15 protein-coding genes are annotated in these 18691 nt (G+C 43.1%); 12 read left to right on the top strand and 3 right to left on the bottom strand.

What is annotated here, in order from left to right:
- The 3 genes from rpiB to Q0I54_RS00725 all read left to right on the top strand — a co-directional run bounded on the left by rpiB (position 1) and on the right by Q0I54_RS00725 (position 2356).
- Positions 1–438 (top strand): ribose 5-phosphate isomerase B, encoded by a 438-nt coding sequence (rpiB, locus tag Q0I54_RS00735; RefSeq protein ID WP_109216315.1) that lies wholly within the window; start codon positions 1–3, stop codon positions 436–438.
- 121 nt (positions 439–559) lie between these two features.
- Positions 560–1120 (top strand): elongation factor P, encoded by a 561-nt coding sequence (gene efp / locus Q0I54_RS00730; protein WP_109216316.1) that lies wholly within the window; start codon positions 560–562, stop codon positions 1118–1120.
- Between the two features lie 66 nt (positions 1121–1186).
- A complete protein-coding gene (locus Q0I54_RS00725; RefSeq protein WP_296115617.1) occupies positions 1187–2356 on the top strand; it encodes a MalY/PatB family protein in 1170 nt (389 codons plus the stop codon).
- On the opposite strand, the gene Q0I54_RS00720 is transcribed toward Q0I54_RS00725, so the two are convergent.
- Positions 2313–3668 carry a polysaccharide biosynthesis protein gene (locus tag Q0I54_RS00720; protein ID WP_296115615.1) on the bottom strand — a complete coding sequence of 452 codons (1356 nt, stop codon included), beginning with the start codon at positions 3666–3668 and terminating at the stop codon, positions 2313–2315. The two genes, Q0I54_RS00725 and Q0I54_RS00720, sit on opposite strands and share 44 nt — an antisense overlap.
- Before the next feature lie 114 nt (positions 3669–3782).
- Here Q0I54_RS00720 and Q0I54_RS00715 point away from each other — a divergent pair, with 114 nt between their 5' ends.
- Positions 3783–4949, top strand: coding sequence for a cysteine desulfurase family protein (locus tag Q0I54_RS00715; RefSeq protein WP_367270761.1), 1167 nt, complete (start codon positions 3783–3785; stop codon positions 4947–4949).
- A gap of 245 nt (positions 4950–5194) precedes the next feature.
- On the opposite strand, the gene Q0I54_RS00710 is transcribed toward Q0I54_RS00715, so the two are convergent.
- Entirely contained in the window at positions 5195–5995 is an 801-nt protein-coding gene (locus tag Q0I54_RS00710; RefSeq protein ID WP_296115613.1) for a histidinol-phosphatase HisJ family protein, read from the bottom strand.
- Positions 5996–6475: 480 nt separating this feature from the next.
- Here Q0I54_RS00710 and gap point away from each other — a divergent pair, with 480 nt between their 5' ends.
- The 8 genes from gap to purB all read left to right on the top strand — a co-directional run bounded on the left by gap (position 6476) and on the right by purB (position 17192).
- On the top strand, positions 6476–7489 hold the full coding sequence (gene gap / locus Q0I54_RS00705) for a type I glyceraldehyde-3-phosphate dehydrogenase (RefSeq protein ID WP_022034946.1): 1014 nt from the start codon (positions 6476–6478) through the stop codon (positions 7487–7489).
- Between the two features lie 152 nt (positions 7490–7641).
- Positions 7642–8853 carry a phosphoglycerate kinase gene (gene pgk / locus Q0I54_RS00700; RefSeq protein WP_296115612.1) on the top strand — a complete coding sequence of 404 codons (1212 nt, stop codon included), beginning with the start codon at positions 7642–7644 and terminating at the stop codon, positions 8851–8853.
- 191 nt (positions 8854–9044) lie between these two features.
- Positions 9045–9797, top strand: a complete 753-nt coding sequence (gene tpiA, locus Q0I54_RS00695; RefSeq protein WP_109215681.1) for a triose-phosphate isomerase — start codon at positions 9045–9047, stop codon at positions 9795–9797.
- Positions 9798–9955: 158 nt separating this feature from the next.
- Positions 9956–11500, top strand: a complete 1545-nt coding sequence (gene gpmI / locus Q0I54_RS00690; RefSeq protein ID WP_296115611.1) for a 2,3-bisphosphoglycerate-independent phosphoglycerate mutase — start codon at positions 9956–9958, stop codon at positions 11498–11500.
- A gap of 234 nt (positions 11501–11734) precedes the next feature.
- Entirely contained in the window at positions 11735–13063 is a 1329-nt protein-coding gene (locus Q0I54_RS00685; protein WP_296115610.1) for an MATE family efflux transporter, read from the top strand.
- 299 nt (positions 13064–13362) lie between these two features.
- Entirely contained in the window at positions 13363–14244 is an 882-nt protein-coding gene (locus Q0I54_RS00680; protein ID WP_296115609.1) for a phosphoribosylaminoimidazolesuccinocarboxamide synthase, read from the top strand.
- 28 nt (positions 14245–14272) lie between these two features.
- Entirely contained in the window at positions 14273–15721 is a 1449-nt protein-coding gene (gene purF, locus Q0I54_RS00675) for an amidophosphoribosyltransferase (protein ID WP_296115608.1), read from the top strand.
- Positions 15722–15758: 37 nt separating this feature from the next.
- On the top strand, positions 15759–17192 hold the full coding sequence (gene purB / locus Q0I54_RS00670; RefSeq protein ID WP_296115607.1) for an adenylosuccinate lyase: 1434 nt from the start codon (positions 15759–15761) through the stop codon (positions 17190–17192).
- A 598-nt stretch (positions 17193–17790) separates the two neighbouring features.
- Here the strand turns inward: purB and Q0I54_RS00665 are convergent.
- On the bottom strand, positions 17791–18639 hold the full coding sequence (locus Q0I54_RS00665) for an AraC family transcriptional regulator (RefSeq protein ID WP_296115606.1): 849 nt from the start codon (positions 18637–18639) through the stop codon (positions 17791–17793).
- Positions 18640–18691 lie beyond the last annotated feature (52 nt).

Here is an 18691-nt window from a genome sequence, read left to right as displayed (position 1 = left end):
ATGAAACTTGTAATTGGAAACGATCATGCAGCAGTAGAGTTGAAAAATGAGATCAAAGCATATCTGGAAGAGAAGGGTCACGAAGTGATCAATATCGGAACCGATACACATGACAGCTGTAATTATCCGGAGTACGGCGAGAAAGCCGGACGTATGGTAGCAGCAGGTGAAGTGGACGGCGGTGTGCTGATCTGTGGAACCGGCGTTGGTATCTCCATCGCAGCAAATAAAGTAAAAGGCGTTCGCGCAGCAGTTTGTTCTGAGCCTGTCACAGCACGTCTTGTCAAAGAACACAACAATGCAAATATCATTGCATTCGGTGCAAGAATCGTTGGAAGCGAGACTGCAAAAGCAATCGTTGACGCATGGTTAAATGCCGAGTTTCAGGGAGGACGCCATCAGACAAGAATCGATATGATTCATAAAATTGAGGAATAGTCCATAAAAAGGTTGAAAAATCGCGGTTTTTCATATAGAATAGAGAGAAGTAATAATTACCATTTGATTGTGGTAATAGAAGAAAAGACCGAGAGTCTTAACATACAAGGAGGATTTTTGAATGGCAAACGCAGGAAAGGTAATCGGAAAAGGTGTTACAATCGAGCTGGAAGGCAACGTATACAGAGTAGATGATTTCCAGCACGTTAAACCTGGAAAAGGCGCAGCTTTTATCAGAACAAGATTAAAAAATATTAAAACCGGTGGTGTTGTAGAGAAAACTTTCCGTCCGACAGAGGATGTAGAGACAGCACATGTTGACAGATCTGAGAAACAGTATCTGTACAATGACGGTGATTTATATTACTTCATGGATACAGAGACATATGATCAGATTGCTCTGAGCACAGATGCAATCGGTGATGCTCTGAAATTCGTAAAAGAGAACGAGGCAGTAACAATGCTTGCACACAACGGAGATATCTTCGCAGTTGAGCCGCCAATGTTCGTTGAACTTGTTATTACAGAGACAGAGCCAGGTTTCAAAGGCGATACAGCTACAGGCGCTACAAAACCAGCTACTGTTGAGACTGGTGCTACTGTATATGTTCCGTTATTCGTAAACGAAGGCGATGTTATCAAAATTGATACAAGAACAGGCGAGTACTTATCACGAGTATAAGGAATTTTTGGAAAGTAACGGAGTGGATGATGAATATCCGCTCCGTTTTCAGTTTGAGGAGAAAATATGAAATACGATTTCGACAGAATGGTAAACCGCTATGGAACAGACTGCTACAAATGGGACATGATCACAAAACGAAAACTGGATCCGAATACCTTACCGCTTTGGGTGGCGGATATGGATTTTGAGACTGTTCCGGAAGTAAAGGAACGCTTAAAAGAAGTGGCAGACCGCGGTATTTATGGCTATTCCATGCTGGGAGAGGGCTATTATGCCGCATTAAAAAACTGGTTTTCCACACGATTTGGTTGGCAGATTGAAAATGACTGGGTGATCGTAACTCCGGGTGTGGTATTTGCACTGGCAGCAGCGGTTCGTGCCTACACAAAAGAGGGCGACGGTGTCATGATCCAGCGTCCGGTTTACCACCCATTTACAAATGTGGTAAAAGAAAACGGACGAAAATTAGTCAATAATCCGCTGGTTCTGGAAAATGGAAAATACCGTATGGATTACGAAGATATGGAGCGCAAGATTACAGAAGAGCAGGTAAAACTGTTCCTGCTTTGCAGTCCGCACAATCCGGTGTCCCGCGTTTGGACAAAAGAAGAATTGTGCAAAACGGCTGAAATCTGTAAAAAACATGGTGTTATCATGATCGTGGATGAGATTCACTGTGATTTTGTTTATGAGGGATATCATCACATCAGCTTTGGTACATTGAGCGAATACGCAGACAACGCAGTCATCTGCACTGCACCAAGTAAAACATTCAACCTGGCAGAATTACAGCTTTCAAACATCATGATCCCAAATCCGGAATTAAGAAAAACATTCCAGACCGAGATGAACAAAGTATTTTATTCCGATGCAAACCTGTTCGGACAGGTATCTTGTCAGGCAGCTTACGAGAACGGTGCTCAGTGGCTGGATGAATTACTGGTATATCTGCAGGGCAATATCAAATATATTCGTGATTATCTGGCAGATCATCTGCCAAAGGTTCATCTGATCGAGCCGGAGGGAACCTACCTGCTCTGGATGGATTTCCGGGAGTATGGTCTTTCACCGGAGGCATTAAATGCTAAAATTTTAAAAGACGCAAAAATCTGGTTTAACGAAGGCTCTATGTTTGGACCGGAGGGCGCAGGATTTATGCGTATTAATATCGCAAGCCCGCGCGATATGATCATTGAGGCGATGGAGCGCCTGGGTGAAACCTTCGGAGACTGATAAGTGCGAGAACGGAGATCAGAATCTGACTGGCAAGCATTCCCCACAGGTAGGCAGACAGCCCAACCCGTGGAATACCAACAAAAATAAAACCAATACGGAGAATGGCACCAAGCAGATTGATCAACATGGTAATGGTAGCTTTTCCTAGTCCATGTAAGATGCTGCACAGCGTACTGGCAAGAAACAGAAACGGACAGATCCAGCTTAACGTCCGTATATAAATGCTGGCCAGAGCATTGTGAAACAAGTGGATGCCGATCCAGTTTCCGCACAACAGAAAACCAAGCGTACATAACAGTCCGAGGATGACGCAAAGCTGCGTAGTCTTTCGGACTGCTTTTTTTACCAGATCCTGCCGATGGCGGCTGTTGGCCTCAGAAATCGCGGGCAGCAACATAACGGAGAGGGAATTGCTCAGCACACAGGGAAACATAATGGTGGAAAAAACCATGCCGGTCAAAATACCATAAACACTTAAGGCGTCACTGTTTCTGTAACCAAAATCCCGTAATTTCATCGGAATCAGAATTGCTTCCGTACTTTGACAGATGCTTAACAGAATCCGGTTGCAAGTAAGCGGAACTGCCATGGAGCACAGATTAACGGCGATTTTTGAAATCCGTACAGAGGCAGGCGGTGCAGAGAATTTCTGTACCGTCTTTTTTGTGGGTTGAGAAAAGAAAAGGGCTGCCAGAGAGTACAGTGCGCCTGCCAGTTCCCCGAACAAAATACCACAGACCGCAACTTTTGGTGTAGGTGTAAGCCCCTGCTTTGCCAGAATATCTAGGAAAATCCATACGCCTGTAACCCGGACAATCTGCTCCAGAATCTGGGAGATTGCCGGAATGGCAGCCTTCTTTTTTCCGTAATAATAGCCGTTGATGCAGGCATGGATACAGGCAAAGGGCAGAGACCAGGTCATAAGGCGCAGTAAAGTGACGGTTCTGACATCCTCCAAAAGGGTCAGACCGATCGGTAGCGCATATGTTTGAATGATCAGGATACAGCAGCCAGAGAGAGACAGGGAACCAGTCAGACCAACCAGCAGATAAGTACGGGCCTCACGGTCGGTTTCGCATTGTGCGCAATAACGGGAAAGGACAGTCTGAATCCCGGCGGCAGAAATCGAGATGATCAGGGCAAATACCGGAAAAATCAGCTGATAAATTCCGAGACCTTCTGCACCGATGGAGCGGGAAAGGAATATCTTATAATAAAAACCGATGATCCTGCTTATAATTCCGGTCAGCGTCAGAAGCAGTGTACCGGAGATGAGCTTATTTTTGAGTGTATTAGTATGTAAAATCATAGAAATATTGCCTGGATCACAAAAAACGATGTATTGCAGTATTTGTGATCTGCTGCATTTTTTTATATCATATGCAAATGGGTTATTGGTCAGAACCGGAAGGAAAGGGAGAAGATGATGAAACGATTGGTCTATCTGGATAATGCAGCTACCACACAGCCTTTTCCGGAAGTGCTGGATGCCATGATTCCTTATTACAGCAGATATTACGGAAATCCTTCATCCGGCTATGAACTTGGGGAGGAGAGCAAACGTGCGATGGATTCGTCGCGAAAATGTATCGCAGATACCCTGCAGGTTGCGCCGGAAACGATTTATTTTACTTCTGGTGGAACGGAGTCGGATAACTGGGCACTCAGGTTTGCGGTGGACAGCAGTGGAAAGAGGGCACCGCATTTCATAACGACGGCTATTGAGCACCACGCAATTTTAAATACATGTAAAAATCTGGAAAAAAGCGGTGTCCGTGTGACGTATCTGCCGGTAGACAAAGATGGACTGGTTTCACCGGAACACGTGGAACGGGCAATCCGCCCGGATACCGTTCTGATTTCCGTGATGTATGCCAATAATGAGATCGGGAGCATTCAACCAATCGGTAAGATTGCGGAAATTGCACATCGAAGAAAGGTGCTGGTTCATACCGATGCCGTGCAGGCCTATGGTCAGATTCCGATTCGGGTAAAAGAAGAAGGAATTGATTTGCTTTCCGCCAGCGGGCATAAATTTAACGGTCCGAAAGGAACGGGATTTTTATATGCCCGAAAAGGATTGAAACTTCAGCCGATGATCCATGGCGGTGGACAGGAGCGAAAGATGCGGGCCGGTACCGAGAACGTGCCGGGGATTGTCGGCATCGGAAGGGCAGCATACTGCTCAGGAGAAATTTTAGAAAAAAAGATGCGTTATGAGAGAAAACTACAGAAATACCTGATCAAGCGGATTTTAACTGAGATTCCGGAAAGCTGCCTCAATGGTTCGCTGACGAAACGACTGCCAAACAATATTAATATCAGCATTGCAGGAATTAACGGACCGGCAGTGGTTGCACTGCTGGATCTGGAAGGAATCTGTGCATCTTCCGCATCGGCCTGTTCCGCGGGGACGCAGAAGGCGTCCCATGTGCAGCTTGCTATTGGAAAAAGTGAACGTCAGGCATATGAAGCGATACGGTTTACGCTTGGTGTTCATAATACGATCGAAGAACTCGACTATACCGTAGATGTGCTGAAACAATGTGTGAAAAAATTACGGGATTCTTCGGGGTGCCGCAAAATTTAAATTGTGTGAATTAAAATTAAGGTTGTGAAAAAATACGAAATCGGCGAATCCTTCTGCGCGAGCTAACCGTTCGTTACCTTCGTTTTGCTTCGGTTTTATCGCGCTCACTTCCAACTCCTATAAAAGCTGGTCGTCTCTCGTTCGCGCCAAACTCGCAAAACTCAGTCACTTACTGAACCGCTCGTCGCAGAAGGATTTACCGATTTCTCCGTTTTTCCTTAAGATATTAAATTTTAGCAACCATATCAAACCGGAATAAATTCCGGTTTTCGTTTCGTGAAGACCGTAAAATAATCAAATCCGGCAGCCTTTAAAAGTCCCGGAACTTTTTCAAAATCCCATGCAATTTGATCCGGTGCATGTCCATCGGCGCCGACAGTGATGATCTCCCCGCCAAGTTCCCGGTAACGGTGCAAAATCTCTTCCGTAGGATTCGGGTGTCTAAGTCCATATTTAAAGCCTGCCATATTCATTTCAATCCCTTTTCCTCGATCAATCAGCTGTCGCAGAATTTCATCAATGACATCTTTAAATTTTTCATAAGAATAATCAGCATTCTTATTTGGACCATAGCGGACCACATAATCAATATGTCCGTATACGTCAAATTCATTAAAAGCCGCAATATTTTCCAGAATCGATTCAAAATACTCGCGATAAGCAGTCTCTTCTGTACGTCCTTCGTAATACGCAGGGTAGTAAGGATCAATACCGTGTACAACATGGGAAGATCCGATTACAAAATCAAAATCCTCTGTCTGCAGCAGATCGTGATGTTTTTTTGCAAGATGCGGCTGCAATCCAAGTTCGATGCCATGATTGATTTTGATCGAATCTGAAAAATCAGTCTGTAACTGACCGATTTCTTTTTTATATTGTACAAAATCAATCGTGAATAAATCCGGTTCATCCGGGTAATCATAATCAAGGTGATCTGTAATGCAGATTCCAGCCAGATTTTTTGCGATAGCAGAGTGTACCATGGCAGCCGGATCGGCATCACTGTCCCCTGAGAAATGTGTGTGCATATGTGTATCCCAAAGCATAAAAACAGCTCCTTTCAAGGTGATCATAAGACTTATATTGTATATTATGCAAAATATAAACTGCTATAAACAGCGCAGTTACGCGGTTTCATGAAACTATCATAAACACAGCACTACATTTTTGTCAATCCAATCCGTGCATTTTGAATAGGAAAAATCATCAAAATTCTAAAAAAAGGAAAAAGTTTTGTGCAAATAGCATAAAAATCAGGTTGGCTTCTTGGGATAAAGCATCAATATTGAAAAATAACCATTGTGAAATCTTGTACAAATTGCTAAAAAAAGAGAAAAAAAGAAACAAGATGGTGAAAAAATTAACAAAGTTAAAATTAGCGCTTGAAAAGTATTGAAAAAATCAGTCATATTCGTTAAAATATAAGCAGATTGGATGAGACATCAATGAACAGACAACAGATGAGACATCCAAAAATAAACCACCGGATGATCCGGATACATTTTAATTCTAGGAGGAATGAAAAAATGGCAGTAAAAGTAGCAATTAATGGATTTGGACGTATTGGACGTCTTGCTTTCAGACAGATGTTTGGTGCAGAGGGATATGAAATCGTTGCAATCAACGATCTGACAAGCCCGAAAATGCTTGCTCATTTATTAAAATATGACTCTTCTCAGGGTAAATATGCAAAAGCTGATACAGTTTCTGCAGGTGAGGATTCTATCACAGTTGATGGAAAAGAGATCAAAATCTACAAAGAGCCAGATGCAAATAATTGCCCATGGGGTGCTTTAGACGTAGACGTAGTTTTAGAGTGTTCCGGATTCTACACATCCAAAGAAAAAGCACAGGCTCATATCAATGCAGGTGCTAAGAAAGTTGTTATTTCCGCTCCGGCTGGAAACGACCTTCCTACAGTAGTTTACAACGTAAACCATGACGTATTAACAAAAGAAGATACAATTATTTCCGCAGCTTCTTGTACAACAAACTGCCTTGCTCCGATGACAAAGGCATTAAACGACCTTGTTAAGATCAAATCCGGTATCATGTGTACAATCCACGCTTACACAGGCGATCAGATGACACTTGACGGACCGCAGAGAAAAGGCGATTTAAGAAGAAGCCGTGCTGCAGCAGTTAATATTGTTCCAAACAGCACAGGTGCTGCAAAAGCAATCGGTCTGGTAATTCCAGAGTTATCCGGTAAATTAATCGGAGCTGCTCAGCGTGTACCGACCCCTACAGGTTCTACAACAATCTTAAATGCAGTTGTTGAAGGTAACGTAACAGTTGATGAGATCAACGCAGCTATGAAAGCAGCTTCCAACGAGTCCTTCGGTTACAACGTAGATGAGATCGTTTCTTCCGATATCGTAGGAATGACATATGGTTCTCTCTTTGATGCAACTCAGACAATGGTTCTTCCGTTAGATAACGGAACAACTCAGGTTCAGGTTGTTTCCTGGTATGACAATGAGAACAGCTACACAAGCCAGATGGTTCGTACAATCAAATACTTCGCAGAGTTAGCATAATCGACACTCTATAAAGTATAACAAAGACTCACTGCAGGGTCCGGTCTTTTGGACCGGATCCTGTTTTTGAATTTATCGGAGATAAATTCAAAAACAGGATGAAAATGCGTACTCGAAATAAATATAGAAAACAGGATTAAGGAGACAATATCATGGGATTAAATAAAAAAACAGTAGATGATATTAATGTAAAAGGACTCAGAGTCCTTTGCAGATGCGACTTCAACGTACCATTAAAAGATGGCAAGATCACAGACGAGAACCGTCTCGTTGCAGCTCTTCCGACAATCAAAAAACTGATCGCTGACGGTGGCAAAGTAATTCTTTGCTCCCACCTTGGCAAAGTTAAAACAGAAGAAGATAAAAAGACAAAAACGCTTGCACCGGTTGCAGCACGTTTATCCGAGCTGTTAGGACAGGAAGTAAAATTTGCAGCTGATCCGGAAGTTGTAGGACCGAACGCAAGAGCTGCTGTAGAAGCTATGAAAGACGGCGATGTGATCCTTCTTGAGAATACACGTTTCAGACCGGAAGAGACAAAGAACGGAGAGGCTTTCTCCAAAGATCTCGCTTCCATCTGCGATGTATTTGTAAATGATGCATTTGGTACCGCTCACAGAGCACACTGCTCTAATGTAGGTGTTGCAGGTCTGGTTGATACAGCTGTTGTTGGTTACTTAATGCAGAAAGAGATCGATTTCCTCGGAAATGCAGTCAACAATCCAGAGAGACCGTTCGTAGCAATCCTTGGTGGTGCAAAAGTAGCAGATAAATTAAATGTAATCTCAAACCTGCTTGAAAAATGCGATACACTGATCATCGGTGGTGGTATGGCATTCACATTCCTGAAAGCAAAAGGATATGAAGTAGGTAATTCTTTAGTAGATGATTCCAAGATCGATTACTGCAAAGAGATGATGGACAAAGCTGAGAAACTTGGTAAGAAATTACTTCTTCCGGTTGACACAACCATCGCAGCAGGTTTCCCGGATCCGATCGATGCAGAGATCGAAGTAGAAGTGGTTATGTCTGATGCAATCCCGGCTGACAAAGAAGGCCTTGATATCGGAACAAAAACAGCTGAGTTATATGCAGATGCAGTAAAATCCGCAAAAACAGTTGTATGGAACGGACCGATGGGTGTATTCGAGAATCCAATCCTTGCAAAAGGTACGATTGCAGTTGCAAAATCTCTTGCAGAGACAGATGCTACAACAATCATCGGTGGTGGTGATTCCGCAGCAGCTGTAAACCAGCTTGGATTTGGTGACAAGATGACACATATTTCCACAGGTGGTGGAGCTTCTCTGGAATTCCTTGAAGGAAAGGAATTGCCTGGCGTAGCAGCAGCAAACGACAAGTAAAAATCCCATATATGAAATAATTGCTTCGTTAGATGAGACTTGACGTACCGTTATGTACGCCTGCGTCTCATCTGCCTTGCACTGATTCCATATCTGGAATTTTTGAATGTTTTTGTACTAATTGAATTTCTGAAAAATTCATATTACGAATCGGAAATTTATGTATTGAAATATAAGGAGAAATGGGCAAAATGGCTAGAAAGAAAATTATCGCAGGTAACTGGAAAATGAATAAAACGCCGAGCGAGGCAGTTGCTCTGGTGAACGAGTTAAAACCGTTAGTAGCGAACGAAGATGTAGATGTCGTATTTTGTGTACCGGCAATCGATATCATCCCGGCTATGGAAGCTGCAAAAGGCAGCAATATCTGTATCGGCGCTGAAAATATGTATTTTGAGGAGAGCGGAGCTTACACAGGTGAGATTTCCCCAAATATGTTAGTAGATGCAGGTGTAAAATACGTTGTTCTCGGACATTCTGAGAGAAGAGAGTATTTTGCAGAGACTGATGAGACTGTAAATAAGAAAGTTTTAAAAGCTTTCGAACATGGCATTACACCGATCATCTGCTGTGGCGAGACTCTGACACAGAGAAAACAGGGAATCTACCTTGACTGGATCCGTATGCAGATCAAAATCGCATTCCAGAACGTAACTGCAGATCAGGCAAAAACAGCAGTTATCGCATATGAGCCAATCTGGGCAATCGGAACGGGTGAGACAGCTACTTCTGATCAGGCAGAGGAAGTATGCGGCGCTATCCGTGCATGCATCGCAGAAGTTTATGATGAGGCGACTGCAGAAGCAATCCGTATTCAGTACGGCGGATCTGTAAACGCAGGAAACGCAGCAGAGTTATTTGCAAAACCGGACATCGATGGTGGTCTGGTAGGTGGCGCTTCTCTGAAAGCTGATTTCGGCAAAATCGTAAACTACAATAAATAAAAAGATTAACAATGCTTTAACAATTCAGAGCCATCCGCGAGTCCGTTTGGCTCTGAATTTATCTCAAATTAAATTGATACTTTTGCCATAGTAAAAAGTTGCAGAAAATCATTTTTTTGGCAGGAGTGCACAATGATACAGATATTTTGGAGGAAAACATGAGTAAAAGACCAGTCGTATTAATGGTTTTAGATGGATATGGCTTAAATGATAATCCGGAAGGAAACGCTATTGCAATGGCAAAAACTCCGGTAATGGACAGCCTGATGAAAGACTATCCCTTTGTAAAGGGTGCCGCATCAGGTCTGGCAGTTGGTCTGCCGGACGGTCAGATGGGAAACTCTGAAGTTGGACATATGAACATTGGCGCAGGCCGTATCATTTATCAGGATCTGACCAGAATCACAAAAGCAATCGAAGATGGTGATTTCTTTGAAAACAAAGGACTGCTGACAGCAATTGAAAACTGCAAGAAAAACAATTCTGACCTGCATCTGTGGGGACTGTTATCCGATGGTGGTGTACACAGTCATATCACACATCTGTATGGTCTCCTTGAAATGGCCAAAAAACATGGTCTGACAAACGTCTATGTACACGCATTTCTGGATGGCCGTGATACACCGCCAGCTTCCGGAAAAGATTATATCGAGCAGCTGGAAGCAAAAATGCAGGAGATCGGCGTAGGTAAGATCGCATCTTTATCCGGTCGTTACTATGCAATGGACCGTGATAACAACTGGGATCGTATCCAGAAAGCATATGATTCTTTAGTATCCGGAACCGGCGTACAGGCAACTGACGCAGTAAAAGCTATGGAAGCTTCTTACGCAGACGGCGTCACAGACGAGTTCGTTCTTCCGACGGTTATCACTGATGAGGCAGGCAAACCGGTTTCTGTTGTAAAAGAAAATGATTCCGTTATTTTCTTTAACTTCCGTCCGGATCGTGCCCGTGAGATCACCAGAGCTTTCTGTGACGATGCATTTACCGGATTTGAGCGCCCGTTCATTCCGCTGACCTATGTATGCTTCAAAGATTATGATGAGACAATCCCGAACAAGATCATTGCATTTGAGAAAGAATCCATCAAAAATACCTTTGGTGAGTTCCTTGCGGCACAGGGCAAAAAACAGCTTCGCCTGGCTGAGACAGAGAAATATGCGCATGTAACTTTCTTCTTCAACGGTGGTGTGGAAGAACCGAATGTAGATGAGGCACGTTTGCTGGTTGCATCTCCGAAAGATGTTGCAACATATGATCTGAAACCAGAAATGAGTGCTCCGGAAGTGGGCATGGATCTGGTAGAAGCGATCAAATCCGACAAATATGATGTGATCATCATCAATTTTGCAAACCCGGATATGGTAGGTCATACTGGTGTGATCCCGGCAGCAGTTGCAGCCGTAGAACGTGTGGACAGCCTGGTAGGTGATGCTGTACAGGCAGTCAAAGACGTAGACGGAATCCTGTTTATCTGCGCTGATCACGGAAATGCAGAGCAGATGATCGATTATACAACTGGTGCTCCGCATACTGCTCATACAACCAATCCGGTACCGTTTATTCTGGTAAATGCTGATCCGTCTTATGGACTGGCAGAGGGTGGATGCCTGGCAGATATCGCTCCGACACTGATCGAACTGATGGGATTAAAACAGCCGGAGGAAATGACCGGTCACAGTTTGTTAATTAAGAAATAAATACCAAAGTAAATTGTGGATTTTCCGCGAGTAAGCTCTTTCGCCACACGATAGTATTTTTGTGCTGTCGTGTGGCGTTTTTTTGCGTTTTACAGAAAAAAGAAGTGCTGTATGCACTGCATGTGACAACCTGCTTTCGTGATCTGCATTTTTGTGTTATGATTAAAATTCGCAAATAAATCAGATGTGAGTAACAAAGTGATATCTGCTTTATGATAGGAGGAGTATAAGTAATTGAACGAGACATTTATGAAAGAAAAACCGATTTTTCCGCTGTTGCTGTCGATGTCCCTTCCGATGGTCATCTCCATGGCAGTAAATTCGCTTTATAATATTGTAGACAGTTATTTTGTGGCAAAAATCAGTGAGGATGCCATGACAGCACTTTCTCTGGTATTTCCGATTCAGAACTTTATCAACGCAGTAGCCATTGGTTTTGGCGTCGGCATCAATGCCATGATTGCCCAGTATCTTGGCGCTGGAAGAAGAGATAAAGCCGATGAGGCACTGACACAGGGGATGGTGCTGGCAGTGATTCATGGGATTGTTATGACAATGATATGTATTGTCAGCATTCCGTTTTTTTTGAAATTATTTACCACAGACGAGAATGTGATTGCACTTGGTACACGTTATGCAGCAATTGTATTTTCTTTTTCTGTTATTCTTAGTGTGAATCTGACTTTGGAAAAAATGAATCAGGCAATTGGAAATATGAAAATCACCATGATAAGTCTGCTGATCGGATGTGGTCTGAATATTATACTGGATCCGATGATCATTTTCGGCATCGGACCATTTCCAAAACTTGGAATTGCAGGAGCTGCACTGGCAACCGGATTTGGACAGTGTGTACCGATTGTAATTTATATCATTGCATATCTGAAACAACCAAAGCGGGTGGCCTTCCGTCGGGAATATTTGCATTTGACCAGGGAAGTGACAAAGCAGCTCTACAGTATCGGTGTGCCGGCTATTTTGAATATGGCGTTGACTTCCGTATTGACCACAGCGCTGAATGCGATCCTGGCAGCATTTTCCCAGACATATGTATTGGTGCTTGGCATTTATTATAAACTGCAAACGTTCTTATATATGCCGGCCAACGGAATCATTCAGGGAATGCGCCCGCTGATCGGCTACAATTATGGCGCAAGGGAACATAAACGTGTAGAGCAGCTCTACCGTCTGACATTGCTCTTGAATATTTGCATTATGACAGCAGGCATGATTTTATGCCTGACGATCCCGGGAAAATTGATGGGTGCATTTGCTGAAAATCCACAAACCGTTCAGACTGGTGTTACTGCATTACATATTATCTGTTTCGGCTTCATCTTGTCTGCAGTATCTGTTACAGCCTGTGGTGCACTGGAGGGATTAGGAAAAGGAATACCATCCTTACTTATTTCGTTATCACGTTATGTGGTACTGATTATTCCACTGGCATTTATTTTTAGTCGATTCTTTGGAGCTGTTGGCGTATGGCATGCTTTTTGGGTGGCAGAAGCACTGAGCGCAGTATTTGCAGTGGCAATCTATCGGCGCAGTGTGAAGGAATAGTCATTTATAGAAGCAGAATAGAAAATAGATATAAGAAATACTAATAAGTAAGAAAAAATATACAAAAATACTAATAAATAAAGCTGGATTTTCTACACGCACTTTTCTATTCTGCTGTCATTGTCGATTGACGAATGTTTTTCGAATGTATTATACTTAAATTACATTGCGATAGTTTTATTTATAAAATGATGCGTCAGATGTGAACGGATTTCTGAACACTTTTTATAAGTATCATGCTTCGCAGAAATTACAGAGACTAAATTAGTACAATACAGAGAAAAGGGGAATCAATCGCTATGAGCATTCAGACATTCAAACCGGTGAAAGAAGGAAAAGTACGTGAGGTTTATGATATTGGTGACAGCCTGATCATTACTGCCACGGACAGAATTTCTGCCTTTGATGTAATTTTAAAAAATAAAGTAGAGAAAAAGGGTACCATTCTGACAAAAATGTCAGAGTTCTGGTTTGATTTTACAAAAGACATTTTACCGAATCACATGATTTCTACAGATGTTAAAGATATGCCGGAGTTTTTCCAGAACGAGAGATTTGATGGAAACAGCATGAAATGTAAGAAACTGGAGATGCTGCCGGTGGAGTGTATTGTACGTGGTTACATTACTGGAAGCGGTTGGGCAAGCTACTGTGAAAATGGTACTGTCTGCGGTATCAAGCTTCCGGAAGGATTAAAAGAATCTGAGAAGCTGCCTGAGCCAATCTATACACCGTCCACAAAAGCAGAGATTGGTGATCATGATGAAAACGTAAGCTACGAGCAGACTGTGATCAATCTGGAGAAGATTTATCCGGGTAAAGGACAGGAGTATGCAGAGAAACTGCGTGATTATACGATTGCACTTTACAAAAAATGCGCAGAGTATGCATTAAGCAAAGGTATCATTATCGCAGATACAAAATTTGAGTTTGGTCTGGATGAGAATGGAAATGTTATTCTCGGTGATGAAATGCTGACACCGGATAGTTCCCGTTTCTGGCCATTAGAAGGATATGAAGCCGGAAAAGGTCAGCCGTCTTATGACAAACAGTTTGTAAGAGACTGGTTAAAAGCAAACCCGGACAGCGATTATCTGCTTCCGGATGAGGTTATCGAGAAAACAGTTGATAAGTATAAAGAGGCATATGAAGTGCTGACTGGAAAAAAATTCGAAGCATAAAACTGCGTAAGTTGGAGGGAAAAGATTCATGCTGGAAAACAAAATGGAACAGACCATGGCACAGGACGAATTACATGAGGAGTGTGGTGTCTTTGGTATCTATGATTTAGACGGACATGATGTAGCATCTAGCATTTATTATGGCCTGTTCGCCCTGCAGCACCGTGGACAGGAGAGCTGCGGTATCGCGGTCAGCGAGACACAGGGACCAAAGGGAAAAGTATCCAGTTTCAAGGATATGGGACTTGTCAATGAAGTATTTGATGCAGAAAAGCTGGAGCGTCTGAAAGGTGACATAGGTGTAGGTCATGTGCGTTATTCTACCGCAGGAGCTTCCACCAGAGAAAATGCGCAGCCTCTGGTACTGAATTATGTAAAAGGTACACTGGCGTTGGCGCACAACGGAAACCTGATCAATGCAAATGAACTGCGTCATGATCTGGAGTATACAGGTGCGATCTTCCAAACCACCATTGACTCTGAGGTTATCGCATACCACATCGCAAGAGAGCGTCTGAAAGTCGGAACCGTTGAGGAAGCTGTACAGCGCGCCGCTGCAAAAATGAAAGGTGCATATTCCATTGTTGTCATGAGCCCGCGAAAACTGATCGGCGCCCGTGATCCGTTTGGATTCAAACCGTTATGTATTGGTAAACGTGACAATTCTTATATTATTACATCCGAGACCTGTGCGCTGGAAACCATCGGTGCAGAGTTTGTACGTGATGTAAAACCGGGTGAGGTCGTTACGATCAATGGAGAGGGAGAAATTTCTTCTGATATGACAAATGCCATTGATCCGTGCAAACAGGGAAGATGTATTTTTGAATATATTTATTTCGCAAGAGCAGACAGCCACTTTGATGGTATCAGCGTGTATGATGCCAGAATCAAAGCCGGCAGATTTCTTGCACAGGATTCGCCGGTGGAGGCAGATCTGGTTGTCGGTGTTCCGGAATCCGGAAACGCTGCAGCACTTGGCTATGCAATGGAATCCGGCATTCCATACGGTACCGCATTTGTTAAAAACAGCTATGTGGGACGTACGTTCATTAAGCCGAAACAGAGCAGCCGTGAGCAGAGTGTCCGGGTAAAATTAAATGTAGTAAAAGAGGCAGTTGCCGGAAAACGGATCATTATGATTGACGATTCCATCGTACGTGGAACCACATCCGGACTGATCGTAAATATGCTGAAAGAAGCAGGAGCAAAAGAAGTGCATGTGCGCATCAGTGCACCGCCTTTCTTATGGCCATGTTACTTCGGAACCGATATTCCTGCCAGGGAGCAGCTGATCGCATACAACCGTTCCATTGAGGATATCCGCGACCTCATCGGAGCAGATTCCCTTGGATATCTGCGTATTGAACGTCTGAAAGAAATGGTAAACGGTCTGCCAATCTGTGAGGGATGCTTTACAGGAACATACCCGTTAGCTCCGCCGACAGAAGACATCCGTGGTGAATATGAGCGATAAAATGTAATGAAAATTAACAGAAATGAGGAGAACAACTATGAGTACAGACAGATATACAAGCCCGCTTTCCGAGCGTTATGCAAGCAAAGAAATGCAGTATATTTTTTCGCCGGAGATGAAATTTCGTACCTGGAGACGTCTCTGGATCGCCCTCGCCGAGACAGAGAAAGAACTCGGTCTGGACATTACACAGGAGCAGATCGACGAGCTGAAAGCACACAAAGATGACATCAACTTTGAAGTTGCTAAAGAGCGTGAAAAACTGGTGCGTCATGACGTTATGTCTCATGTATACGCATACGGTGTACAGTGCCCGAAAGCAAAAGGTATTATTCACCTTGGTGCGACATCCTGTTACGTTGGCGACAATACAGATATCATTCTGATGTCTGAGGCTCTGAAATTAGTTCGCAGAAAACTGGTGAACGTTATCGCAGAGCTTGCAAAATTTGCCGATCGTTACAAAAATCTGCCGACACTGGCTTTTACTCATTTCCAGCCAGCCCAGCCGACAACTGTCGGAAAACGTGCCACACTGTGGACACAGGAATTTCTGATGGATCTGGAAGATCTTGATTATGTTTTAGACTCATTGAAATTACTTGGTTCCAAAGGAACCACAGGTACACAGGCAAGTTTCTTAGAACTGTTTGAAGGAGATCAGGAAACAATTGATAAGATTGATCCGATGATCGCAGAGAAAATGGGATTCAAAGAGTGTTATCCGGTATCAGGACAGACTTATTCCAGAAAAGTAGATACAAGAGTGTTAAATGTCGTTGCAGGAATCGCTGCAAGTGCACATAAAATGTCAAACGATATCCGTCTGCTTCAGCATCTGAAAGAAGTTGAGGAACCGTTTGAGAAAAACCAGATCGGTTCTTCTGCAATGGCTTACAAGAGAAATCCGATGAGAAGTGAGCGTATTGCTTCTATTTCCAGATATGTGATGATCGACGCTTTAAACCCGGCAATCACATCCGCGACACAGTGGTTTGAGCGTACACTGGATGATTCTGCAAACAAACGTCTCAGCGTGGCAGAAGGATTTCTTGCTATCGATGGCGTGCTGGATCTGTGCCTGAACGTCGTAGACGGACTGGTTGTATATGACAAAGTAATCACAAAACATCTGATGAGCGAGCTGCCGTTCATGGCAACAGAAAACATCATGATGGATGCAGTTAAAAAAGGCGGAGATCGTCAGGAACTTCATGAGAAAATCCGTCAGCTTTCCATGCAGGCAGGTGCAAATGTTAAACAGAATGGTCTGGATAACAACCTGTTGGAACTTATCGCAGCAGATGAGAGCTTTGGTCTGACACTGGAAGAACTGCAGGCAAATATGGATCCGTCCAAGTATGAGGGACGTGCGCCGCTGCAGGTAGATAATTTCCTGAAAAATTATGTAAATCCGGTTCTGGATGCAAATAAAGAAATCCTTGGAATGACCGCCGAAATTACGGTTTAATTATTGGTTAAAATTTAATATTTATAAAACGAAATCGAAGAATCCTTCTGCAACAGCTAGCCGTTCGTTCCCTTCGCTTTGCATCGGTTTTATCGCGCTCACTCCCACTTCCTATAGAAGCTGGTCAGTTCCCGTTCGCGCAAAACTCGCAAAGCTCAGTCACTTACTAAATCGCTCGTTGCAGAAGGATTCTTCGATTTCGCTATTTACTCTATGAAAATGAAACCACATTGCTTACCCTTGTACTATGCTGCGCATGCAGAACTTTCGATACAAGGAATAAAAGTTGTTTTGCATGCACAGATATACAATATAAGATGATGATCATGGAAACGGTAAAGATGAGCCGTCTTCAATAACGCAGAAGAGGACTAAAAAAATGTTGCGTATTGTCGAAATAGAAATACAAAATCAGAGAAAATTTTCTCAACGAACGATTAAGCGAACGACCGAGTTTCACAAGGTTTTGCGCGAGTGGAAGGTGACCAGCTTTTATAGGAACCGAGAACGAGCGCGATGAAACCGCTGTGAAACGAGGGTAGTGAACGTCTAGTGAGTGAGAAAATTTTCTCTGATTTTGCTTTTAATATCCCCCAAATTATTCCATTTTTTCATCGGAAGGTTTGTGGCGGCGGGCGTATTCCGTGGGCGGCATGCCCATCTGCTTGTGAAACACACGGGAAAAATACAGACTGTTATCAAATCCGACGGATTCCGCAATATCAATCATAGACATTTCGTTGTGCGTCAGCAGATAGCAGGCCTGCTTGATCCGATATTCACTTAAGTATTCCTTTGGCGACTTCTCTAGTACCGCCTGAAAAGCCCGGCACAGATAACTCCGGCTTAATCCAACATAGGCTGCCATATCATCAACCGTGATTGGTGAACTATAGTTTGAGGAAATATACTCAATGGTTTTGATCACATAACTTTCTTTTCGGCTCAGCTTATTCTTTTTTTCTGCCTCCCGCATATAGATAGCAAGAAGCATGTACAAATACCCAGCCATTTCCACGGAATTTATAAAATCATTTCCACGGGTGTTATAAATCTGGTTCATACGCTGACTGATCTCGCCGCTGTGGATATTGTTGTACGTCACCGGGAAGGATGGCATAAAACGAGTTGCCTTCAAAATAGATGGAGCATCATTTCCGGTGAATCCAATCCAGGAGTATTCCCAGGGATCTTCCTTGTCGGCATAATACCAGACCTCATGGTTTGGATAAATCAGAAAGGAATCTCCGGCTTTCAGGGTGTAGAGTTTTCCGTTGCAGTGATAATAGCCTTTGCCGGTCAGAATGTGATGGATCAGGTAGTGGTCTTTTATGCCGGGACCCCAGTGATGATTTGGGTCACATTTTTGATGGCCAACATTACAGACAGACAAGGAAAAAAGTTCATATTTGCGTATTTTGTAAGAATCTTTGTAAAAATCACTCATTTTCTTGCCCTCCACATTAAAATCAGATTAACATAAAATATGTAAAAAAACA

The sequence above is a fragment of the uncultured Eubacterium sp. genome, assembly GCF_934295145.1.
Classification (GTDB): Bacteria; Bacillota; Clostridia; order Lachnospirales; family Lachnospiraceae; genus Eubacterium_I.
This window is presented reverse-complemented; position numbering and strand designations above follow the sequence as displayed.

What these genes read in the sequence shown, in the direction of transcription:
- purB (WP_296115607.1), top strand. Translation starts at nt 15,759, where the DNA reads ATGAGTACAGACAGATATACAAGCCCGCTTTCCGAGCGTTATGCAAGC.
- tpiA (WP_109215681.1), top strand. Translation starts at nt 9,045, where the DNA reads ATGGCTAGAAAGAAAATTATCGCAGGTAACTGGAAAATGAATAAAACG.
- efp (WP_109216316.1), top strand. Translation starts at nt 560, where the DNA reads ATGGCAAACGCAGGAAAGGTAATCGGAAAAGGTGTTACAATCGAGCTG.
- Q0I54_RS00720 (WP_296115615.1), bottom strand. Translation starts at nt 3,668, where the DNA reads ATGATTTTACATACTAATACACTCAAAAATAAGCTCATCTCCGGTACA.
- Q0I54_RS00725 (WP_296115617.1), top strand. Translation starts at nt 1,187, where the DNA reads ATGAAATACGATTTCGACAGAATGGTAAACCGCTATGGAACAGACTGC.
- Q0I54_RS00715 (WP_367270761.1), top strand. Translation starts at nt 3,783, where the DNA reads ATGATGAAACGATTGGTCTATCTGGATAATGCAGCTACCACACAGCCT.
- gpmI (WP_296115611.1), top strand. Translation starts at nt 9,956, where the DNA reads ATGAGTAAAAGACCAGTCGTATTAATGGTTTTAGATGGATATGGCTTA.
- rpiB (WP_109216315.1), top strand. Translation starts at nt 1, where the DNA reads ATGAAACTTGTAATTGGAAACGATCATGCAGCAGTAGAGTTGAAAAAT.
- gap (WP_022034946.1), top strand. Translation starts at nt 6,476, where the DNA reads ATGGCAGTAAAAGTAGCAATTAATGGATTTGGACGTATTGGACGTCTT.
- Q0I54_RS00710 (WP_296115613.1), bottom strand. Translation starts at nt 5,995, where the DNA reads ATGCTTTGGGATACACATATGCACACACATTTCTCAGGGGACAGTGAT.
- pgk (WP_296115612.1), top strand. Translation starts at nt 7,642, where the DNA reads ATGGGATTAAATAAAAAAACAGTAGATGATATTAATGTAAAAGGACTC.
- Q0I54_RS00665 (WP_296115606.1), bottom strand. Translation starts at nt 18,639, where the DNA reads ATGAGTGATTTTTACAAAGATTCTTACAAAATACGCAAATATGAACTT.
- purF (WP_296115608.1), top strand. Translation starts at nt 14,273, where the DNA reads ATGCTGGAAAACAAAATGGAACAGACCATGGCACAGGACGAATTACAT.
- Q0I54_RS00680 (WP_296115609.1), top strand. Translation starts at nt 13,363, where the DNA reads ATGAGCATTCAGACATTCAAACCGGTGAAAGAAGGAAAAGTACGTGAG.